Below are 22,599 nucleotides of genomic sequence, written 5' to 3'. Positions count from 1 at the left end.
ACATATAATCTATAATCCTTATGCCTTTTGGTTATACGAGAGGAGTGCAGTAATTGGATATCAGGCATTTAGAATATTTTGCTGAGGTAGCCCAGCACTTAAGCTTTACAAAAGCATCCCAGACCCTGCATGTCACCCAGCCTTCCATCAGCAAAGCCATTAAAAATCTCGAAGGCGAACTGGGAGTGCCGCTATTTTACAGGTCATCGAAGCAGCTTGAATTAACGGATGCAGGAAAAGCCGTGTTAATCAATGCGAAAAAAGTGCTGGACGCATTTCAGAACCTGACATTGGAGTTAACAGATTTAATGGAGCTGAAGGGCGGTGAAATCAAAATTGGCATACCTCCCATAGTCGGCGCAGCCTTCTTTTCGAAGCTTATAAGCCAATATAAAGAAAAGTTCCCATTGATCGAAATTAAATTAACAGAAGTCGGCACGAAGAAAATAAAAAAAGGGGTGGAAGATGGCACATTGGATATTGGCCTGATATGCACGGTCCCATCCCATGGAAGCGGTTTTGAAATAATCAATGTCCTAAGGGATCCCTTAATGCTCATTATCCACCGGGAACATAGGCTTGCTTCAAAAAAAGAAGTGCATTTTTCAGAATTAGCCAAAGAGCCTTTCATCCTCTATCGGAAAGATTTCACCCTCTATGATCTGATTATTGAGGAATGTTTAAACAGCGGCTTTCAGCCTAATATTGTCTGTGAAAGCTCGCAAAAGGACTTCCTGCTGGGAATGGTTGAAGGAAAACTGGGAATTACCATGCTGCCAAGCAAAATCTGTCAAAATATAAACTTCAATGACCTAGTGGTTCTGCCCATCTCTGAATCTGCTGTAAATTTAGAGCTAGGGATGATTTGGAAAAAGGATAAGTACTTATCCTTTGCGGTCCGGGAGTTTATCGCCGGTGCGGAGATTTATCTGGAGGAAGGGCAGTGAAACGGCCGTCGCAAATTTGAGAATTGCGACGGCTTTTTACTTCTGGAGCTATTGTGAGCAAGCCTTAACAAATGCATCAAATATAGCATTTGAAGGGTCATCATTCTTTTGTGTCATGCATTCAGGGTGCCACTGTACTCCTAATGCAAAGCGATGCTTTGTACTCTCAAAAGCCTCAATAACCCCATCACTCGCCTCTGCACATACCTCAAAGTTTTCAGGCATTTTGCGGACAGCCTGATGATGATAGCTGTTTACTTTAAAGCTTTGCATTCCAGTAACTTTGTGGAGGAGAGAATCTCTTTTTACATTCACAAAGTGAGTCGCATGCCAGCGGGGGGCTTTTTGGCCATGCTGCAGCAAAGGTACGCCAATTTGGGAAAAGATGTCCTGATACATATCACCCCCAAGAGCAATACTGAGGACTTGGCAGCCCCTGCATATGGCTAAGATTGGTTTATTTCGAGCAAGCACTTTTTGAATCATGCTGATTTCGAATACATCTCTTTCCGGACAAATACTGCCCAGCTTTTGATGGGGTTCTTCACCAAATAGTGTTGGGTCGATGTCCCCCCCGCCAGTAAGCAGCAGCCCGTCAAGCGTTTCAGCCAATTTTTCGACTTTCTCATCATCCAGCAAATTAGGCACAACAACTGGAACGGCCCCTGCGTTTAATAATGAATGGATATTATCCATTGAAACGGAAAGGGTATGATCATCTAAATTTGATGTAACTCCAATAATTGGTTTCATTCGGCACCTCTGGTTATATAGTTTAGAAGATTATCCTATAAAACCGGGAAGAAGTCCTATCTGCCATAAAAAAAGAAGCAAAATAAAAAAAAAGAACTGCCCTGCAGTCAGTATTGCTGACTTTTGGACAGTCCATGTTTGCTATTAATAGGGATCCGTTTCATGGCTTTTCTCAACCGCTTCTTTTGATGCCTGGTTTTCAGCGATTGAACCCTGGCCATATTTAGATCTTCCAGCGTCACGGCCTGGAATTTGTTCTTCCCCGCTCATCGCCTGGATCTCTTTCATGACTTTCCCGGTTTCTTCCTTGACACGGCGGCCATAGTCTTCATCAGCTTGTGTGAAATGCTCAAACATAGCATCCTGAATCCGTTTGTCGCATACCGCTAAAGCTTCAGACAGGTTTTTGATCAGTTCATCTCGCTCCCAATCATCAAAGCTCCTGTAAGTATGGCCGGCCTGGCCGTAATTATTTGGCCGGTCGATCGGTGCGCTCATGGCAGCCGCATTATAAGTTGGCCGATGCGGGATGCGCGCTTCTTCAGGTGCTTCCTTAAAGCCACCCTTCATTGAAGGCTCGTAGTTAATATGCGGATTATCTCCTGCCTCTTTCGGGTCCCGAATATCCATTTGGCCGCGCTGCTGATTCGTACGTACAGGCGCTTTCGGAGCGTTAACCGGCAATTTCAGATAGTTCGCTCCTACTCGATAACGCTGTGTATCGGAATATGAGAAAGTCCGGCCTTGAAGCATCTTATCATCGGAAAAATCCATTCCATCAACAAGTACTCCCGTTCCAAAAGCCGCCTGTTCAATTTCTGCATGGTAATCCACTGGATTGCGATCAAGCACCATGCGGCCAACAGGAAGCCAAGGAAACTGATCCTCCGGCCAAAGCTTGGTATCATCAAGGGGATCAAAATCCAATTCTGGATGGTAATCATCCTCCATGATCTGTACAAAAAGCTCCCATTCCGGATAATCTCCCCGTTTAATCGCCTCAAATAAATCTTGTGTAGCATGTCCGACATTTTTAGCCTGAATCTCGCTTGCCTCTTCCTGTGTCAGGTTGCGAATACCCTGTTTTGGTTCCCAATGATATTTCACCAGTACAGCTTCCCCTTTTTCATTCACCCATTTATAGGTATTGACACCGGATCCCTGCATGTGACGGTATGTAGCGGGTATTCCCCAAGGTGAAAACAGGAATGTAATCATATGTGTGGCCTCTGGTGTCCTGGAAACAAAGTCAAACATCCGCTCGGGATTTGACACGTTTGAAACAGGATCAGGCTTGAATGCGTGAATCATGTCAGGGAATTTCATCGCATCACGGATAAAGAATATTTTAAGGTTATTGCCGACCAAATCCCAGTTTCCGTCCTCAGTATACATTTTTACGGCAAAACCTCTAGGATCACGTGCTGTTTCGGGTGAATCCTTCGCACCTGCCACAGTTGAAAAGCGGACCATTAATGGCGTCCTCTTCCCTGCACCAGAGAAGACCTTGGCACGTGTATACTTCTCAACCGGCTCATCGCCCACTTTTCCGTATGTTTCAAAGTAACCGAATGCGCCTGCTCCTCTTGCGTGCACCACACGTTCTGGAACCTCTTCCCTGTCAAAATGGGAGATCTTCTCAATGAAATGATAATTTTCCAAAGTAGCAGGTCCCCGATTGCCTATCGTACGAATGTTTTGGTTATCCGTAACAGGATGCCCCTGCCGAGTTGTCAGTGTCTCACGGCTAACATTCTGCTCATTTTCTGTATTCATATCTTTGTTATCTGCCACAATCTAACCTCCTAAAAATGAATGACCATATTTTTCCTATGATTTAAAAATTTATACCTGAATTTACTTTAAATATTAATTATTGTATTTACTTCCAAAATAGATTGCCTGGTTATCATACCCATGTAAATGGAAATGAAACCTTATTGAGTAATGTACTTAATTAATTTCGTCGGAATAATGTTCATGTCTTTGTAAAAAATATTCTTGTCCAGGGGAGGTGGAGACATGCCGAATCTTAATGATAACAAGTTCAAAAAAATTCAATCTGAGAGCCAAAAGCAGGGTAAAACATACGAAGAGTATGCTGCTGAACTGGAAGCGAACAAAATGAAGGCTCAAAAAAGGAAATAAATGACTGTAAGGCAGGGAATAGCGTTCCTGCCTTTTTAGCTGCCACTGCTAATTATAGGTTCTCGCTGTATGTATCATTTCCGTGTCCTTAACAATCTTTAACCCAAAAGGTATATTTAATAATTTGTCCGCATCCCGGTCACAGTTTGTTAACATTTACTCATTACAATGTAAATGTACCGAAACATCATAAAGCCCTTTTTCTTTACCCCTTCAGGTCCGGCCCTTTTTAAGCGGCCGGATTTTTTATGTCTATCTTTTTACCGCTGGGCACTAAAAGTTCCGTTACCTGCCTAAAAAAAGCCCCTCTCAAATGAGAAGAGCTTTCCATTCATCCTTTGCCAGCCTGAAATCCCGGATATTGCGTCATACCGCCATCAGCATACAAGGTCATTCCGGTGACATAGCTTGCTTCAGTGGATGCCAGCCATACTGCACAAGCTGCTATTTCTTCCGGCTTGCCGATGTAGCCCATGGGAATGAGCTCAACCACACCTTTCTTCAATTCAGGATCTGCGAATTTTTCCGCATTAATGGGTGTATCAATAGCACCAGGGGCAATGCAGTTCACCCGGATACCATGCGGGGCAAATTCAAGCGCAAGTGTCTCAGTCATCAATTTAACTCCGCCTTTACTTGCTGCATAATGAACAAAATGAGGCCATGGAATTTCCTGATGAACAGATGACATATTAATGATCGAGCCTTTTATTTTGTTTTCCAGCATGTAGTCAATTGCTTCACGGCAGCCTAGAAATTGTCCCGTTAAATTCGTTGAAATCACTTTATTCCAATCCTCCAGGGTAAGTTCTTCAGATGGGACTTCATTTTCGATTCCCGCGTTATTGATCATGACGTCGAGAGAACCAAACGTTTTAATGGCATGTGCAATCATTCTTTTAATATCCTCTTCCTTTGTAACATCCCCCTGGATGGCAGAGGCACTGCCGCCAGCTTTCTCAATCGTTTCTATAATCCCCTGCACTTCCTGTTCTTCATTAAAATAGTTGATGACTACCTTCGCTTTTTCAGTACCGAAACGTTCAGCCATTGCCTTCCCGAGCCCGGTCGCTCCGCCGGTAATGACGACAACTTTTCCTTCAAGACTTGGATACATAAGATCACTCCCTTATTTTTTCGTAAAGCCGAGCAATACTCCCCCTGCAATAATAAACAAACAGCCAAGGAGAACCATAAACACCTGTTTTTTGCTTTTCCGCTCATTTAAAAAGAAAAGCCCGCCAATGGTCGATATTACAATTCCAGTCTGAGAAAGTGAAAAGCTGGTTGCCACGCCGATCTTCGGAAGGGAAAGCAGCAATCCCAGATTCCCGGTGCTCCAAATCAGCCCCGTAATGATATTACGGACTGCATATTTGTTGTATGGCCTGCGGCGGAGGGTTATGAGGAATGCTCCTGTTACCATTCCAATTGCCTGCGGCAGGATGGCAGACCAGCCGTCAATTTCAAACCAGCGGATTAGTACGACATACCCGACAAAGCCTGCTGTCGATAATAGGAGTACAAGCAGGCCTTTTTTGAGACTTTTTCCCTGTTCCTTGTCATCCCCCTGTTTCAAGGAAGTCAGAACAGCACCGGCAATAATGCAGACCAGTGAGGTGACTCCGATGATAATGCCCATCCGTGTTTCCCATTCTTTAAAAATGAATACTCCAAAAAAAGTTGTTCCAATAAGCTGCAGACCTGTGGACATCGGAGCTGTCTTGGCAACCCCCAAATAGCGGACTGCCCCAAACTGATTTTTCTGCCCAATCGACCAGAACAAACCAGAAATAAAGCCGACTGCCCAAACGATATTGGACAGATCCGGTCTCTTGAAAAGATAGACCGCAATGGCAAATAATAGAGCTCCTATTGTCGTGCCAAGCGTCTGGCTGTCTTCGTCCCCGCCAAGCTTATTGCTGACAAATACAATACTGCCCCATGAAACCGCTGCAATGAGGGCTAATAGAATTCCTGTCATGATGTGTACCTCATCCTTCGATTTTATGTACATTTTTAGATTGCGGCTATTGATAGGCACTTATTCCACAAGCAAAAAAAGTATTGAAATTTTTATTATCATTCCACAAAGATAATCTTATGAAACCAATAGCATCAGCAGGATATCTCAAAAAAAGCCGTTTAACAGATATTTCAATATAATAATTTATCACACAATTTATAATATTTGTGTTAAACTAACAAATATCACTGTCGAATAACAGTGATAAGCCATTATTCTCTTTTATATAATAATCATTTCGGAGGGAATCGAATGAAAAACGCAATCAGCAAGTGGAACCAAATAAGTCTGGTAAAAAGAATTCTGCTGGGCATCATCGCAGGTATTGTCCTCGCTTTGACTATTCCGAAAGCAGCGGGATGGGTCTCTATCTTCGGTACTTTATTTGTAGGTGCATTAAAAGCAGTAGCACCGGTACTGGTTTTTTTCCTGGTCATGCATGCCATTTCCAAACATAGAAGCGGACAGCAGACAAATATGAAGTCCATTATAGCTCTTTATGGTGTAAGCACCTTTTTAGCAGGACTTGTCGCAGTAGTAGCAAGCTTTATTTTTCCTGTTACCCTTTCACTTGCACCGGGAGCAGAGGATGTAACACCTCCTGGAGGGATAGCAGAAGTTCTTACAACCCTGCTGACTAACGTCGTGGACAACCCGGTCAATGCACTGATCAACGGCAATTATATCGGCATTTTGACTTGGGCAATCCTGCTTGGCATTGCCTTAAGAAGAGCAGCTGATACAACAAAAAACATGCTCGCAAACTTCTCGGATGCCATCTCGACACTAGTAAAATGGGTGATTAGCTTCGCCCCAATCGGAATTATGGGCCTTGTGTTTGATGCGATTGTCAGCAATGGTCTTTCAGCATTGATGGATTACGGCAAGTTACTGTTCATCCTTCTGGGCTGCATGTTCTTTATCGCTCTGGTTGTGAATCCGCTTATCGTATTTTTAAATATTCGCAGAAATCCATATCCGCTTGTACTTAGATGCTTACGAGAAAGCGGAATTACAGCGTTCTTCACACGCAGTTCAGCGGCAAACATTCCTGTAAATATGAGCTTATGCGAAAAGCTCGGACTGGATGAAGATACGTATTCCGTTTCCATCCCATTAGGCGCAACGATTAATATGGCTGGTGCAGCTGTTACAATTTCTGTTTTGACTCTTTCAGCGGTTCACACATTAGGTATTCAAGTGGATTTTGGAACAGCTCTAATCCTTAGCGTGTTAGCAGCAGTCTCTGCCGCAGGTGCTTCAGGTGTTGCAGGCGGATCCCTTCTTCTCATTCCTTTAGCAGCCAGCTTATTCGGAATTCCGGATGACATCGCGATGCAGGTGGTAGGAGTAGGATTCATCATTGGAGTTCTTCAGGATTCATGTGAAACGGCTCTTAACTCTTCATCAGATGTTTTATTTACAGCAACTGCAGAATATGCAAAAAAACGCAAGGAAGGCAAGATTGTGAAAATCAGTGCCTGATAACAAAATAGAGGATTCATTCCTTTGAATGAATCCTCAAAAAAAAGCCCTCTCGATAGAGAAGGCTTTTTTCATTTATGTATTTTTCCATATGATGCTATAAGATAAAACAATTACTTCGCATTGGCATCTGGCTGGTGGATTCCGAAGATATTCCCTTCTGTATCCTTATAGTACCCCTGCCAAGCCATTCCCGGAAGAGCATACTTCGGTAATGCGACAGTGCCGCCGTTCTCAAGAATTCTGCCTTCCGCTGCATCGTAATCTTCCACGCCAATTGTGCAGGCATATCCGTTTATCGCTTGATTATCTCCTGGAGGCGGTCCCTGGCGCTGCATCAAAGCACCGTTAATGCCCGGCTCTTCATCATTTCCCGTCACTGCTCCATAATAAGGCATTCCGGCATACTCACTCCAATCCTGAAATGACCACCCGAATACCTCGCCATAAAACTTCTTGGCCCTCTCCATGTCATCCACATGAACTTCAAAATGAACTAATCTGCCCATAGTCTCTTCCTCCTTTTATTAACGTAATCGCTTACAAATCTATTATAATGTTTATCGTAAAAAGTACAAAGCGCCTTCTTATCCTCCAATTGCTTTGCTGAATTCCTTATTTCTGAAGTTAAACAAAAAGATTCGTTAACCAAATTGATAATTTAGTTTTATAAAAAAAGGAACAGAAATGAAAATAAGCCGACCAGTAATTAATAGGCAGGCTAATTTTGATTTGTAGAGATTGGACGGTTTAGGAATTGCTAATTGATTATTGAGGCTTTAGTGTCTCCTTATTTTGTGCTTTAAGGTGAAAACTTCAGCTTATTACTAAGGTGCCTTGCCCTTTTAATAGCCTTTTTAAAGCTGCAAAGGGCATACACCTTATGTTAAGTTCACAGGAAAAACTTCCAGCCCGATGGATAAAAATTATTGTTCAAGTATGGCTTTGATTTTTTTTAAATCCTTCATATTTGCTCTTCTCATCATCGGTTCCATGAATGGAGACATGACCTTATTAAAGCCTTTTGGGTTCCCATTATTTCTTAATGTCATGAGAGTTTGGTACTCATCTATAGCTTTCCATGTATATATGGTTTCCATTGGAAAAGGGCCATTTGCAGTTTTCATTACCATTATTTCATTTGGAATATAATCAGTAATTTCGTAAACATAAGCAAGTTCCCGGCCAAGAAACTTCGCTCTAAAAGCAATCTGTGTTCCTACTTGAAGCGGTTTTGGTGTCTTCCACTCAACAGCATGTATATTGACATACCATTCAGGAGCATGATCAGGGTTTGAAGCATACTCTGAAACCTGAGAAACAGGGCAATTAATTGTTATTTCTGTGATTACATCTACCATCTTGTTCTCCAGAATTAGTTCGATTCTACGTATTTTTTTAGCAGGATGCCAAGCAGATATTCCCATCCCTTGGTATGCTCCTCTTCCCATTGCTCTAGAATAACACCAGAGGCTGTATGGGTAAGCTGCAGCAGCGTCCCTCCATCTTTCTCAAGAAGACGATACGTATAGGCACTGTTTACCGCTCCATGCATGCCAAGATGGCCGTGCAGCCGTATTTCTTCAGGAGCATTTACATAGTATACATTCCCCCAGACTGCGCCTTCTTTTTCACCCCATCTTTCCATAAATTGCCCGCCTGGAACAGGCTCAAACGTAAAGTGGGATGTTACTCCCTTCGGAGCTATGCGAAACTCCCACCACTCTTCCACCTTTTCAGTTAATGCCCTAAATACCTCATTTCGTGGTGCATTAAGAAATATCTCTTGTTCAATGCGAAAGTCCTTTGTTGAATCCATTGTTTTGTCTCCTCCTTTATCTTGAACGGCCCTCCGTAAATTCATCAGCGAGCTGGCTGTGGATTGCATGTATTTACCTACCCAGCGCTCATGCATTTCCTGAAGGGGCACTGCATTAAGAAAGTGTTTTTTATATTTTCCTTCTCGACGTACCAAAATTAAGTGGCCTTCCTCTAAAATATTTAGATGCTTCATAATGGCATACCGCGTGACTTCAGGAAAATACTCGTTTAGTTCTCCGGTAGTTCTTGGCGATATTTTAAGAATATCGAGAATTCCCCTGCGGATCGGATGCCCCAATGCCTTAAAAACGGTGGATAGCTCGTCGCTCATTACATCGGCCCTTTCATTATAAATCCAAAGTTTAACATGTGACCAATAAGTAACATATATCATGTGACCTAATAGTAACATGATGGTCATTGGCAGTCAAGATAACTATTAAAACTCACTCTATCTAAATCCGTTGTTACTTATTAATTGATTTCTTATTATCCTAACGAAAAAAGCCATGGAACTATCCATGGCTTCAGTTTGTAGACAAAAAGGGTTCGGATTAGTCTCATTCCGAACCCTTTTTTGATTTTTTATGGTTTTTTAAGCAATTACAGACCTCTCCGAGGTTATCATTTAGGCCATTTCTGGACCTTGCCAAGTCCAGTTGGCCATTTTCTTCAAATTCATGGCAGCGAAAGTAAGCATCGCCTGCATCGACAATTTTTTAAGTCCCCTGAGGGTTGTCCAACGCATGCCATGCTTTTCTTTTGCATCTGCGAATACTCGTTCAATTGTTTCTTTGCGTTTTTCATAGATCGATTTGACGTCTCGATGATGGCGAAGATGATCTGCTTCTTCCACATGCTCCTCCCACACATGACGTTGAATCAGTTTTTGTTGTGCTTGACTCTGTGTGCATTGAGACAAGAAAGAGCATCCAGCACAAATTCGAGGATCTGATTTATATTGGCGATACCCTTCCTTTGTAGTTGTTGTATATTTTAATATCTCACCATCCGGGCAAATGTAACAGTCAAAATGCTCATCATAAACATACTCATGTTTTCTGAAGAAACCCTCTTTTGTGCGAGGTCGTGTATAAGGTAAGGCAGGAGTGATGTCGTTTTTCAATAAGTAGCTCGTGATGGCAGGTGTTTTATAGGCTGCATCTGCCGCAACAGCTTTTGGTTTACTAACTTTATCAATGACCTGTTCTACTAATGGCTCTAGAATATGACTATCATGCGTGTTACCAGGAGTTACAATTGTCCCAAGAACAAAGCCGTTGCGGTCTGCGGCCGCATGGAAAGAATAGGCGAACTGTTTGGTACGCTCATCTTTTACATAGTAACCACTCTCTGGGTCCGTTGTACTTTCCTTGATTTCTTTGTATTCTTCCTTATCAAACTTATCTGGTGGAAACGGCTTTTTTCCATGATCCTCACGGTCTTGGTTAATCTCCTCTTGAAGGCGTTCTTGATAGGCACGGGTTTCTTTTCGAACCACTTTCTTTTCAAATTTGCGTTTATTTGCACTCGCTTTTACATGCGTAGAATCTACAAAAACGTGTTCGACACTAATTAAATTCTTTTCAGCTGCGGTTTTTAAGATTCGATAAAATATTTGTTCAAAGAGATCGGTGTCTTTAAATCGACGCTCATAATTTTTACCGAAAGTTGAGAAGTGAGGAACTTTATCGTGAAAGCCATAACCTAAAAACCATCGATAAGCCATATTCGTTTTCAATTCTTCAATTGTTTGACGCATGGAGCGAATACCGAAGGTATACTGAATGAATGTGAGTTTAATTAATATTACAGGGTCAATACTTGGGCGCCCTTTTTCTGAATACTTATCTTTTACCAAGTCATAGATGAATGAGAAATTAATCGCTGCTTCAATTTTGCGAACCAAATGGTCCACTGGTACAAGTTCGTCTAAAGCAACCATTTCAATTTGATCCCGTTGAATTGGATTATGTTTTGAAAGCATTTAAATCACCTCAAGCATTGTATTACTTCTATTTTAAAACAAAAAAGACTGCAGACAAGCACGATTTTCACCGAGTTTGTCGACAGTCTGAAGCCATGGAACTATCCATGGCTTTCTTCAATTCTTTTATATTTGCTCTCAATTGGCGACGTTTCTCTCCCAGAATTGTACTTCTGAAACCGAAAGCATAAGCGGTCCGCTATGAGATTCTTCAAAAATAATTTTCACTTTGGCAAGCTTTTTCCCATCTGGAATTTGAGTATATTCAGACAAATGGTAGGTGACAGATTTATCTGTTGAGATGACCTCCTTTTCTCCCAAATCGTACTCATTCCCACCTTCATCATAAGCTTTTGCACGGAGAACTTTGATTTTTCCATTGGTATACAACGGTCTGTTTAATACCTCAAATCTCGTAAGTACTGCAGGACTATTAAAGCTAAAATCAACTTCTAATGGCAGAGAAATACCATCGGCTTCCGTGATGCTCCACTTTAGCTCAGCAAGGGAAGATTCACTTATTTCACCGTCAATCAATCGAGGAAATGCCTCAGCTCCATCCTGCATTTTATCCGCTTCACCAGATACGACGATATCCCTTGCTGTCAAAAGCAGTTCCTTCGGCTCTTCAGGCTGCTCGACTTCCCCAGGCTCTTCTCCAGGCTTTAAAACATGGCCGATTTTATCGATGGTAGCAAAGCTTGTATTCAAAAGCAATGCTCTCGTAGTCGGTATATCAAACTCTAAATCTTTCTTCGCTTTTATCTTAATGGTTGCCAGAGTGGATGTGCCTTCTAACGTTTCAAGAGAACTTTTGTTTGAAAAAGCAGCCATACTTCTTTGCTTTTCATTGTCTATCCCTGCAAGAATTGAATAATTCAGCCTATTTTCTGTAGAAGCAGTATAGTCGGCAATTCTCTCGCCACAAAAAGATCCTTCTAAACACTCTTTTACAATTATTTGGATCAATTTCAAGTTCAAGATTGAACGCATTAATTTCCTTTAGCCCTGCACCGAACTTCGACTGAAAACTCTTCACCTGCTTTTAATAGATGCTTATCAAGTATAGTTCTAAAAATTAGCACATTGGTAAGAGTGATGGTATCTTTCTATAAGTGAATGCTATTAATTGCATAAGGAGTTTTTAAAATGATTAATATTCTAATTGTCGATGATGATATCAATATTTTAAACTTTGTTGATCTTCATTTATCTGAAGCAGGTTATAAAGTATACAAAGCTCAGGATGGGATAAAAGCTTTAAGCATCTTAAGCAATAATAAGATTGATTTAGCAGTTGTGGATGTGATGATGCCATATATGGATGGTTTTTCCTTAACGAGAAACATCCGGGATCAGTATGATATTCCTGTCGTCCTTTTAACAGCTAAAAATCAAATTGAAGATAAGGAAAAAGGGTTTCAATCCGGGACAGATGATTATATAGTCAAGCCCTTTGAACCAAAAGAATTACTTTTTAGAATCCAGGCTTTGATGCGGCGGTATAATAAAAAACATGATGAATCAATCATTCGTACAGGAAATACAACGATAAATAGAAAAAGCTATGAAGTTCAAATTGGGGAACGAACGATATTTTTACCCTTAAAGGAGTTCGAACTATTGTATTTTTTCATTTCAAATCCTATGCAGGTGTTTTCCCGGGAACAGCTGATCGAACAGATCTGGGGTTTGGATTATGAGGGCGATGAACGAACTGTAGATGTTCATGTAAAAAGATTAAGAGAAAGATTTTCGAAATTGACAGATGATTTTAACATCAAGACTGTGCGCGGGATTGGATATTTATTGGAGGCAAGGCGCTGATGAAGTCTCTTTATGTGAAATTTGTCGTGATTACAACTGGAATCATGATTTTAAGCGGATTTTTAGCATTTTTAATTTCTAATGCATATTATCAGCAAAAACTAAAACCCTATAATGATAAAAAAAATACAACAATTGCACGGGAAATAGCTGCGTTTGCTGAAGAACATCCGAATGTCAATTTGAAGGAGTACTTAGAGAACCTCTCTGCAATTGGATACCAAATTTACTTGGCAGACGATTCTGGAGGAGAAAGCTATTTTGGCGCAAAATTCAGGGATAATACCCTCCCTTCTTCTACTAAAGAGCAGGTATTAAATGGTGAAGTTTATCATGGTATTATCCATTTTCCACAAAAAACCTTTGTGACAGGCTTTTTTGCAAATGAACTAAAGAATACAATAGGTGTCCCTTTAAAGCATAATGGCATTAACTATGCTCTTTTTATTAGACCTGATATTAAGCTTCTTTTTAATGAGATGCATATTTTATTTGGCTGGCTTCTCGTTTTAATGATTGTGATAAGCATCTTGATGGTAGTTGTCAGTACAAAATATTTAGTGAAGCCGATATCTAAATTAACAGCGGCCACAAAGTCACTTGCGAAAGGAAACTTTCATGTTGAGCTTGATATTAATCGCAGTGATGAATTAGGGGAATTATCACAAAGTTTTTTGCAAATGTCGAGTAAATTAGAACAATTGGATGAGATGAGAAAGGAATTTATTTCAAACATTTCTCATGACATTCAATCACCCTTATCCAATATAAAAGGGTACACCAATCTATTGTCACAGGAATCTCTGGGTTATAAAGAAAAAACAAAATACATCTCTGTCATAAACGGTGAAATTAGCAGGCTTTCGACATTGACAAAACAATTATTGCTTCTTGCCTCATTAGATCGCAATGAAGATATTATGAACAAAAAAACATTTAATGTTGCCCAGCAAATTAAGGAACTGGTTCGAAATTATCAATGGGTTGTAAATGAAAAAGACATGATGCTTGACTGCACCTTACCAGATACAGAAATTACGGGTGACCCTTCTTTACTGAATACGGTTTGGGATAATTTATTAACGAATGCTATTAAGTATAATCATCCCGCTGGCAGTATTGAAATATCAATTGAAGAAAGCAGAGGATCGGTTTTTGTCACTTTTGCAGATACAGGGATAGGCTTGAACAAGAAAGAAATAGATAGAATATTTGACCGCTTTTACCGGGCAGATATCGCACGCACGCGTTCAGTTGAGGGGACAGGGCTTGGACTTTCAATCGCTGCCACGATTGTTAAACTGCATGGTGGACAAATACATGTGAATAGTAAAGAAAAAGAAGGCACTGCATTTGTTGTTAAATTGCCTATTCGTTAATAAAGTCATTGATTGTGTCAGGAATTTTCCGTGGGCCCCCACTGATCATGTCTGACACTTTTTGTATACTTTTCTTCACCTTCCGCTCATCTCTATGGGACCCCTATTCGAAAATGTCTCCGCCCCGCTCCCCGCAAATTTGTAACTTGTTGTTCATTTTCCGTTCATATAAGAATTATAGACTAAGGATGTCAAAGGAGATTGGAGGAGATTATATGAACATTGCATGGAAAGAAATCAAAAGAAATAAAATCCGTTTTTTAATATTAGGTTCAATCATTTTTCTAGTCAGTTTATTAACTTTTATTATTTCAGGTTTGGCAAATGGATTATCACAAGATAATGCTGCATTAATTAAAGACTTGCCAAACGGTGTATTCTATATGGATGAAGAAGCTGAAGAAACCCATAATTTTTCAAGAATAGACAGAAGTATCCAGGATGAAATATTAAGCAAATATAAGGATGCTGCAGCGCTTTCCATACAAATGGGCTTTTTGAATGATGAAAACGATAAGCAGAGAAGCGTCGCCTTTGTTGCATCCACAGAGTCAACGTTATTTGAAAACGTCAAAAGCGGGGAAATCGTGCTTGATCGTTCATTGGAGGAAGAAGGCATCAAGGTTGGAGATACCTTAAAGAATAATCAATATAGCGGCAAGTTTGTTGTAAAAGGGTTTGTGGATCAAAAGAAATATAGTCATGCCCCTGTTGCTTATATAAATTTGAAAGATTTCAAGAAAATTTACCGAGTAGAAGAAATGCAATTAATTTTCATACCCGGAGGGGATCTGACACTAAATTTTCCTGATTTACAATCATTCTCAAAGAAAGATTTTCTCAATACCATTCCGAGTTATAGTGCAGAACAGATGTCTTTAAATATGATTGTGTGGTTTTTAGTTGTAATTAGCGGAATGCTGTTTGCTATCTTTTTCTACATGATGAACGTTCAAAAAATTGGATTATACGGTATCTTAAAAGCTATTGGAGTAAAAACAAGTTCATTGTTTAAAATGATGTGGACACAGATGCTTTTTATTACAATCATTGCACTGTTACTCTCTATTACATTTAGTCAAGTTTTTAATATGATTGCCCCTAAAGGAATGCCTTTTAGTCTAACCTCTGCTACAACAGGGCTACTGTCATTGGTCTTCTTGATTATAGGGTTTATTGGAGCTACCTTATCAGGTATACAAATTAAAAAAGTAGAACCATTACAGGCGATTCAGCAAGGAGAGGTTTAATATGACTGTATTTACAATTGATGAAGTGAGGAAAACATTTTCTAATGGTGAAGTGAAGGAAGAGATACTAAAAGGAGTTAACCTTTCTCTGAGAGAAGGTGAGATAACGGCGTTAGTGGGTGCATCAGGTTCTGGTAAAAGTACACTTCTTACAATCGCAGCTGGCCTTCAGCCTGCATCAGGTGGAAAAGTACTATTTGAAGAGGAAAATATGATTACCATGAGTCCGGAGCAAGTCCGAAAAATACGGGCATGTAAATTTGGTTTCGTGTTTCAATTTGCTCATCTTGTTCCGTTTCTCACAGTAGAAGAACAGCTCATGTTAATGCTGGATGTTTCTGAGCTGAAATTAAAGAAGGATGAACAAAAAGCAGAAATTGAGAAAGTTCTAAAACTAGTTGGAATGGACCATCGGAAAAAAGCTTACCCGTCTTCATTGTCTGGCGGTGAAAAGCAGCGGGTTGCAATTGCCCGTGCAATCATCCATAAACCTAAAGTGCTCTTCGCAGATGAACCCACTGCAAGTTTGGATTCAAAAAGATCTAAAGATATTATGCTGCTAATCAGGGATTTAACGAAAACCCTAAACATAACCACTCTAATCGTTACACATGATGAAGAAATGCTTTCTTTTGCCGATCGTATAATAAAAATGAGCGATGGCCAGATTGCAGGTTGATTAAAATCGGTGAAAAGGCATTACCCGGATGAATAATGCCTTTCACCTTATATTAACCTAGTAAATCCCCACGGCATCAAATCCAGATGCAGTTGCGGTATGTTCGGTGCTGCCTTCTCCGTATAGATCAATGGCAGACTGAACAATTGCCTGGCGTGCATCACTAAAATTAGAATTAGAGGTCAAATAAACAGTTAATGCACGGTAATAAATTTTCCCCAGCTTCTCCCTGCCAATTTCCTGCCCGATCAGGTAGGCTGCATGGTTTGTAATAGAAGAATTTACATGGACTCCGCCATTGTCGACATTTAAAGGCATGTCGTAATATTCATCCATATGGGCCGGATAGACTCCGCTTCCATATGCTGCTCTTTGCGGATTACTTACGACAACACTATTTGGGTCGCTTAAGCTGCGCAATCTCGTAACACCATCAGCTTTAGCAGCCGGTGCCATAATGTCCTCGCCCATTTCCCAGTCTTCATCGTCAACCAGCACTCCAAAGACATCAGCGAAGGATTCGTTCAAGGCTCCGGATTGATTCCGGTATGCAAGGTTGGCAGTATGAGAGATTACACCATGTGTCATTTCGTGGGCGGCAACATCAAGTCCTGCCGATAATGAAATGAAGAACTCGCCATCCCCATCACCATAAGCCATATAACGGCCGTTCCAGAATGCATTGTTATAATCTGTGCCCATGTGAACATATGAATTTATTGCCATTCCTTCCCCATCGAGAGAATTGCGGTCATGCTCATTCAGGAAATACTCATATACCCTCTCAGAATTATAATGCGCATCTACTGCAGCACGGTCATAATCCCCTATGAACGCAGCCGAATTCCCGACATACAGAGCATCATTATTTGAATCCCAATCATTTTTAGAATCAAATGTAAAGATCCCATCCAGATTCTCATGAGAGTAATCGGCTAACGCAAACTTTGTCCCGGAGGCACCTTCTTTCGTTCGGGTAATATGAAGCTCCCTATGGTCTCCATTTACCCCTTTTCCGAATCCTTTCTGGGATTTATTTTCATCAGCATGCATGATTCCATTGAATTGATCAATGACTTCACCAGATTTTGCATCTACAAACACAAACCAGTTTCCAGGCTCATCTCCCATGAAGTTTACATTTACTTTATAGGCTGTATGATTTTCCCCTTCAAACGGATAGATTACAAGTTCAGAAGTTGGCTCATATGTAAGATCCTTTGGAGCACTGACAGCGAATAAAGCTGTATTTACTGCAGCATCATGTTTTAAAGCCACCGACGTGTCCACTGCTTCATCGGCAATTGCCTGATTTATTCTTCCGTTCGCGGATACTACTTCATTATTTTCATTATAATGAACAATTACTTCGGACCCTTCTACGGTCACACCATTGACTGCCTGATTAAACCTGATATGGGTCATGCCAAGCTCATCTTTTTGTACATTTTTCACTTTCAGGTTTTTATCAGGATTTTTAATACCTGTTTGATCCTGATGCTTTTTTAAATAATTTAATGCATTCGCCGGAGTGCTGGAAGAGAATTTCTCTGCAACTCTCTCTTTTACAAATAAAGGAACACTTGCTTTCTCATTCCACTCCTTGGAAGCTTGGACAGGCTGAACCTTCGCAGAATCTGCCGGCTGGGCAAAAACATTTACAGGAATGGAACCTGCCATTAACGCTGATGACAGCAATACAGGTGCAAGCAGCTTTTTTTTCATTAGTTTGACCTCCTATTATTTAGATACTCTAAATTATAGAATAGGAGACTATTAATTGAATGAATAATACGAATTATTTTTATATTGAATAAAATGTCGAATTAATAGTTAAAAATTACCAAATTTCTTTCCTTATACTAAATTATAATTAATATACAGGCCGAAACAATCATTTTATAGTTAACGGTGCTTTTTTGTCTATTCTGTGTACGCCACAATATTGTCACATATCAATAAACAAGGATTTTATTGCGCAACGTTATATACCCCATATAGTATATTAATATAAACAATTTCTTTTAAACACAGAAGCATTAAAGGGGCTGAATGCACTTGTGAAGGAGTGAACACTTAAGCGATATAAACGGGAATAAACCAATTTAAGCATATTTTGAAAATAGTCAGGAGGAATATATCATGTCAAAAAAAATTGTCATTGTAGGCGGAGTTGCCGGTGGTGCTACTGCTGCTGCACGATTAAGAAGATTAGATGAAAAGTCAGCTATCGTCCTGTTTGAACGGGGTGAACATATCTCGTTCGCCAATTGCGGCCTTCCCTATTATATCGGTGAAACCATTAAGGACCGGAATAAGCTTCTAGTGCAAACGCCAGAAGGTATGAGCAAAAAATTCAATCTGGATATCCGCAATCTTTCAGAAGTTATCGGAATAAGCCGTGAACAAAAAACAGTGGAAGTCAAAAACCTCCGAACCGGTGAAATATATGAGGAATCATACGACACTTTACTTTTATCACCGGGAGCAAAACCAATCGTGCCGCCTATTGAAGGACTATCAGATGCGCAAAATGTTTTCACACTCAGGAATATTCCGGATACAGATAAAATAAAGGCATTTGTTGACGAGCAGCATCCGGAACGGGCTGTTGTGATTGGTGGAGGATTTATCGGGCTTGAAATGGCAGAGAATTTGGCTAAGCGCGGGATTCAAGTTACAGTGGTGGAATTAGGCAAGCAGGTGATGGCCCCTATCGATTATGAAATGGCCTCTATTGTTCATTCTCATCTCATTGACAAAGGAGTCGATTTGATATTAGAGGATGGAGTCAAGGCGTTTAAGCAGAATGGGAAAACCATTGAACTGGCAAGCGGGACAGAGCTTTGCACGGACATGGCGATTGTATCCATAGGGGTAAAACCTGAAAATAAGCTGGCCCTCATGGCAGGGCTGGATGTAGGAAAGCGCGGGGGAATTTTGGTAAACGAGTATCTGCAAACGGATGATCCAGATATTTATGCCATTGGCGATGCCATTGAAGTGAAGGATTTTATCAATGGAAATGCAGCCATGATTCCTTTAGCAGGCCCGGCTAACCGCCAGGGAAGAATTGCAGCCAATAATATTTACGGGAAGCAGGAAAGGTATAAAGGGACACTCGGTACATCCATTGCCAAAGTATTTGATTTAACCGTCGCATCCACAGGCATCAATGAAAAACAGCTGTCACAGCTGGGCATGAAATATCAGGCTGTGCATATTCATCCAAGCTCCCATGCAGGGTATTATCCAGGAGTTGCTCCAATCAGTGTAAAGCTGCTCTTTAGTCCCGATACAGGAAAAATCTATGGTGCACAGGCAGTTGGAGAAGATGGAGCAGACAAACGAATTGATGTAATTTCCACAGCCATAAAAGGGAATTTGACTGTGTTTGATTTGACCGAAATTGAGCTTTCCTATGCTCCGCCATTTTCATCTGCAAAGGATCCTGTCAATATGGCAGGATATGTGGCGGAAAACATCATGAATGGCGACACGGTTACCGTCCAGTGGAATGAAATCGATGAAATCGTTGAAAATGGCGGTCTCCTGATCGACGTCCGGGAGCCAATCGAAAGGGAGATGGGCTATATTAAAGGTTCTATTAAAATTCCGCTGAGTGAAATACGTGAACGCCTGAGTGAACTCCCTAAGGACAAAACGGTTTATGTTTCATGCCAGGTTGGGTTAAGAGGCTATTTGGCTTCCCGTATTCTTAAAGAAAATGGTTTTGTTGTGAAAAATCTGGATGGAGGCTGGAAAACATATGCAGCTGTTCATCACCAGAAAAAGAGAGCCATCAATCCAGATCACAAGGAGCACATTCATCCATCTATCACCATAGATGCGGCCGGGTTAACCTGTCCCGGGCCAATTATGGAGGTTCATAAAAATATAAAGTCCCTTCAGCCAGGTGAATATCTTCAGATCACCACAACTGATTGCAATTTTGTGAAAGATATTGCTTCATGGTGTGAAAAAAATGGACATATGCTGGTTCAGACTGAGCGCAGCAGCAAACAATATCAAACTACTATCCAAAAAGGGTAAGTGTTTTTCAGGATATTATGCTTGAGAAAAAGGAGGAATATCAAACTCCTTTTTCTTATGCTTAGGTTTCTATAGTACAGAATAGGCATTCTGCCTTATAATATGAGATGGCATTATTTAATGGAGGTGAATGATCCAATGGGAAACATACATAATACATTTGGGTTAAACAAATTCAAAACGATGAAGGAAACATCTAAGGGTGTTGAATTTAAACATGTTGGAAACGGCGAAGTCATTTATCTGCTTCCGAATAAAGAAATTACGATTGTTTTAAATCCAGAAACCGTTGAAGGCAATAAGAAACTGGAGGACAAATCCACTGGTATGCGTCATAGTACAGTCCTGCGGGAATTCCCTAAACGGGAACATACAGGAAATGAACCAATTTCCTATGGATATGCATATAAATTTTTATCTGAAGATGACTTAGATGCATTTCTTGATGAGTTAAATACACTTAGTTTCTAAAAAAGGTTCCTGCCCCTAATTATGAAAGTAACCTGGGGCAGGAACCTTTTTTTACTTCTTCTTTTGTCTAAACAAATCAACAGATTTATAACCTTGTGATAAAATATCGACCATTTGCGATGCTCGTTTCTCACGGGTTTTCTGCTGCTTAACTGAAAAGATGTAGCGAGCCCAATCTTTTTGGTAACCCGGTGTCAAATCCTGATAAAATTTCAATTCATCTGGATAATCCGCTAATAGTTTTTCAACATCTTTTACATGGTCCTGATAATCAGCCACACATTGACTAGGAGCCGATGACTTTTTCTCTTTTTTCTCTTCGCGCTTCAATCCAACAACCGTAAAGACATCATCCATACTTACCATTCTCGAGAATTTCACTTCGCTATTTTCCACATACCCATCTTCTCCCACTTTCATTGCCGGAAAAATATCATCCCTATGAACGTATGTATCAAACCGTTTATTCCCTTTTTTAGGATAAGCGAAAAATAAATATCCTTTTTCAAGCAGGTGTTCTTCATTAATTATTTTTCGTGTATAAATCACCATTTCATCAATTGTTTCTACAAAGATGAAGATTGCATCATGTTCACCTGATAAAGTAGTTTTGCATTCATTAAATACAGCATAGTCACTTGGCTGGTTAAGAACAGCCAAATTATTATATTTGTTAAGCTTTAATTTATCAATGATTGACATAACATTCTGCTCCTTTATACTTTCACTTTTCTAAATAGTTTATTAAAGCATCCAAATCTTTTGCACAGGCTTTCTTAAAGGCTCCAGCCATTATCTTTCCAAACAATTTCGAAAAGCCTATAAGTCCCTTAATCTCACCAAGTAAAGTAACTTCTGAAGCATCACCTGCTGGAACGATTATGTATGTAAATATAAATTCTCCTTTGCCTGTTGTTCCTTTGGTTCCATCACAGCGCAGCACAATTTTATTGGGCTCATCGAGTTCGACAACTTCAAAATGTTCAGAAGCTTCTTTTCCAAACATTTTCCTTGTCTCTTTCCACTGACTCCCCACTTTTAATGGCCCGCTGTCCTCCCACTCTATTCCAACTAGTCCATTCATCCAGTCCTTTGCAGAATCAAGATCGATTAAAGCTTTATAGGCATTTTGTGCAGATACCTCAATGGATCTTTTCAATTCAAAATGGATACTCAAGCTAACCGCCTCCTTTGTCCCTTTTTCTAATATATATCACAAATTAATAAAGTTCTCACTCTATATTAAAGTAAGATAACTAAAAGAGATTTCCCTTATGGCAACATATTGTCATTGGGATATCAATAACTTATACTTCAATTGAATTCATTATTGAGAAGAGAGGATGAATCAAATGAGTACAGAGCAACAATCGACTTCGAACCTATCACTGAAAGAGAAAGCAGTATCATTTCTGCGGCTTGTAGCATCCGGTCAAGTCCGTGAAGCCTACAAGCGTTACATCAGCCCTGATTTTTCCCACCATAATCCCTATTTCCGTGGCGATGCAGAATCTCTCATGCTCGCGATGGAAGAGAATGCAAAGCAAAACCCTAACAAAAAACTTGATGTTAAACTTGCCATCCAGGAAAATGAAACCGTTGCCGTTCATTCCCATGTGAAGCAAAACCCAGAGGACCTCGGTGGAGCAGTTGTACATATCTTTCGGTTTCAAGATGGCAAGATTGCTGAACTTTGGGATGTAGGACAGCCCATACCAGAGGAATCTCCTAATGAGAATGGGATATTTTAATCTCAACTCAAAAAAAGCCAAC

At 40.3% G+C, this 22,599-nt stretch carries 22 protein-coding genes; 10 read left to right on the top strand and 12 right to left on the bottom strand.

Going from position 1 to position 22,599, the window contains the following annotated elements; translation table 11 throughout:
- Positions 1-53 precede the first annotated feature (53 nt).
- Positions 54-947: a LysR family transcriptional regulator gene (locus tag NAF01_RS10175; RefSeq protein WP_250802212.1), complete on the top strand. Its 894-nt coding sequence runs from the start codon at positions 54-56 to the stop codon at positions 945-947.
- Between the two features lie 48 nt (positions 948-995).
- Here the strand turns inward: NAF01_RS10175 and NAF01_RS10170 are convergent, their stop codons facing one another.
- Both NAF01_RS10170 and NAF01_RS10165 read right to left on the bottom strand, forming a co-directional pair.
- Positions 996-1,700, bottom strand: a complete 705-nt coding sequence (locus NAF01_RS10170) for a gamma-glutamyl-gamma-aminobutyrate hydrolase family protein (protein WP_048008872.1) — start codon at positions 1,698-1,700, stop codon at positions 996-998.
- A 144-nt stretch (positions 1,701-1,844) separates the two neighbouring features.
- Entirely contained in the window at positions 1,845-3,494 is a 1,650-nt protein-coding gene (locus tag NAF01_RS10165) for a catalase (protein WP_048008873.1), read from the bottom strand.
- 228 nt (positions 3,495-3,722) lie between these two features.
- Here NAF01_RS10165 and NAF01_RS24965 point away from each other — a divergent pair, with 228 nt between their 5' ends.
- Positions 3,723-3,848 carry a hypothetical protein gene (locus NAF01_RS24965; RefSeq protein WP_258549827.1) on the top strand — a complete coding sequence of 42 codons (126 nt, stop codon included), beginning with the start codon at positions 3,723-3,725 and terminating at the stop codon, positions 3,846-3,848.
- 331 nt (positions 3,849-4,179) lie between these two features.
- Here NAF01_RS24965 and NAF01_RS10160 read toward each other — a convergent pair whose 3' ends face one another.
- Both NAF01_RS10160 and NAF01_RS10155 read right to left on the bottom strand, forming a co-directional pair.
- Complete coding sequence (locus NAF01_RS10160) at positions 4,180-4,965, bottom strand: glucose-1-dehydrogenase (protein WP_197207221.1); 786 nt, start codon at positions 4,963-4,965, stop codon at positions 4,180-4,182.
- 12 nt (positions 4,966-4,977) lie between these two features.
- Positions 4,978-5,832, bottom strand: a complete 855-nt coding sequence (locus tag NAF01_RS10155) for a GRP family sugar transporter (RefSeq protein WP_250802211.1) — start codon at positions 5,830-5,832, stop codon at positions 4,978-4,980.
- 294 nt (positions 5,833-6,126) lie between these two features.
- Between NAF01_RS10155 and sstT the strand changes: the two genes are divergently transcribed.
- Complete coding sequence (gene sstT / locus NAF01_RS10150; protein ID WP_250802210.1) at positions 6,127-7,359, top strand: serine/threonine transporter SstT; 1,233 nt, start codon at positions 6,127-6,129, stop codon at positions 7,357-7,359.
- A 113-nt stretch (positions 7,360-7,472) separates the two neighbouring features.
- Here the strand turns inward: sstT and NAF01_RS10145 are convergent, their stop codons facing one another.
- From NAF01_RS10145 to NAF01_RS10125, 5 genes are all read right to left on the bottom strand, one after another.
- Positions 7,473-7,868 (bottom strand): VOC family protein, encoded by a 396-nt coding sequence (locus NAF01_RS10145; RefSeq protein WP_250802209.1) that lies wholly within the window; start codon positions 7,866-7,868, stop codon positions 7,473-7,475.
- 417 nt (positions 7,869-8,285) lie between these two features.
- Entirely contained in the window at positions 8,286-8,720 is a 435-nt protein-coding gene (locus NAF01_RS10140) for an SRPBCC family protein (RefSeq protein ID WP_250802208.1), read from the bottom strand.
- Positions 8,721-8,734: 14 nt separating this feature from the next.
- Positions 8,735-9,511, bottom strand: coding sequence for an SRPBCC domain-containing protein (locus tag NAF01_RS10135; protein ID WP_048008879.1), 777 nt, complete (start codon positions 9,509-9,511; stop codon positions 8,735-8,737).
- Positions 9,512-9,808: 297 nt separating this feature from the next.
- A complete protein-coding gene (locus NAF01_RS10130) occupies positions 9,809-11,167 on the bottom strand; it encodes an IS1182 family transposase (RefSeq protein ID WP_250802207.1) in 1,359 nt (452 codons plus the stop codon).
- 138 nt (positions 11,168-11,305) lie between these two features.
- On the bottom strand, positions 11,306-12,148 hold the full coding sequence (locus NAF01_RS10125; RefSeq protein WP_250802206.1) for a hypothetical protein: 843 nt from the start codon (positions 12,146-12,148) through the stop codon (positions 11,306-11,308).
- A 168-nt stretch (positions 12,149-12,316) separates the two neighbouring features.
- On the opposite strand from NAF01_RS10125, the gene NAF01_RS10120 reads away from it, so the two are divergent.
- The 4 genes from NAF01_RS10120 to NAF01_RS10105 all read left to right on the top strand — a co-directional run bounded on the left by NAF01_RS10120 (position 12,317) and on the right by NAF01_RS10105 (position 16,302).
- Complete coding sequence (locus NAF01_RS10120) at positions 12,317-12,994, top strand: response regulator transcription factor (RefSeq protein ID WP_048008881.1); 678 nt, start codon at positions 12,317-12,319, stop codon at positions 12,992-12,994.
- Positions 12,994-14,373, top strand: coding sequence for a sensor histidine kinase (locus NAF01_RS10115; protein WP_048008882.1), 1,380 nt, complete (start codon positions 12,994-12,996; stop codon positions 14,371-14,373). The genes NAF01_RS10120 and NAF01_RS10115 overlap by 1 nt, the downstream gene beginning before the upstream one ends.
- Before the next feature lie 215 nt (positions 14,374-14,588).
- Complete coding sequence (locus NAF01_RS10110) at positions 14,589-15,623, top strand: ABC transporter permease (RefSeq protein WP_048008883.1); 1,035 nt, start codon at positions 14,589-14,591, stop codon at positions 15,621-15,623.
- Position 15,624: 1 nt separating this feature from the next.
- Positions 15,625-16,302 carry an ABC transporter ATP-binding protein gene (locus tag NAF01_RS10105; protein ID WP_163141548.1) on the top strand — a complete coding sequence of 226 codons (678 nt, stop codon included), beginning with the start codon at positions 15,625-15,627 and terminating at the stop codon, positions 16,300-16,302.
- 57 nt (positions 16,303-16,359) lie between these two features.
- On the opposite strand, the gene NAF01_RS10100 is transcribed toward NAF01_RS10105, so the two are convergent.
- Complete coding sequence (locus NAF01_RS10100) at positions 16,360-18,027, bottom strand: M4 family metallopeptidase (RefSeq protein WP_250802205.1); 1,668 nt, start codon at positions 18,025-18,027, stop codon at positions 16,360-16,362.
- A gap of 417 nt (positions 18,028-18,444) precedes the next feature.
- On the opposite strand from NAF01_RS10100, the gene NAF01_RS10095 reads away from it, so the two are divergent.
- Both NAF01_RS10095 and NAF01_RS10090 read left to right on the top strand, forming a co-directional pair.
- The gene (locus NAF01_RS10095; RefSeq protein WP_250802204.1) at positions 18,445-20,355 is read left to right on the top strand and encodes a CoA-disulfide reductase; all 1,911 of its coding nucleotides are present in this window, start codon (positions 18,445-18,447) and stop codon (positions 20,353-20,355) included.
- A gap of 138 nt (positions 20,356-20,493) precedes the next feature.
- Positions 20,494-20,826 (top strand): hypothetical protein, encoded by a 333-nt coding sequence (locus NAF01_RS10090; protein ID WP_048008886.1) that lies wholly within the window; start codon positions 20,494-20,496, stop codon positions 20,824-20,826.
- Positions 20,827-20,877: 51 nt separating this feature from the next.
- Here NAF01_RS10090 and NAF01_RS10085 read toward each other — a convergent pair whose 3' ends face one another.
- Positions 20,878-21,528 (bottom strand): YdeI/OmpD-associated family protein, encoded by a 651-nt coding sequence (locus NAF01_RS10085; protein ID WP_048008887.1) that lies wholly within the window; start codon positions 21,526-21,528, stop codon positions 20,878-20,880.
- Positions 21,529-21,550: 22 nt separating this feature from the next.
- The gene (locus tag NAF01_RS10080) at positions 21,551-22,003 is read right to left on the bottom strand and encodes an SRPBCC family protein (RefSeq protein ID WP_250802203.1); all 453 of its coding nucleotides are present in this window, start codon (positions 22,001-22,003) and stop codon (positions 21,551-21,553) included.
- A gap of 175 nt (positions 22,004-22,178) precedes the next feature.
- On the opposite strand from NAF01_RS10080, the gene NAF01_RS10075 reads away from it, so the two are divergent.
- Positions 22,179-22,577 (top strand): nuclear transport factor 2 family protein, encoded by a 399-nt coding sequence (locus NAF01_RS10075; protein ID WP_048008889.1) that lies wholly within the window; start codon positions 22,179-22,181, stop codon positions 22,575-22,577.
- Positions 22,578-22,599: the final 22 nt, after the last annotated feature.

This window comes from Cytobacillus firmus (genome assembly GCF_023657595.1).
Taxonomy (GTDB): domain Bacteria; phylum Bacillota; class Bacilli; order Bacillales; family Cytobacillaceae; genus Cytobacillus; species Cytobacillus firmus_B.
This window is presented reverse-complemented; position numbering and strand designations above follow the sequence as displayed.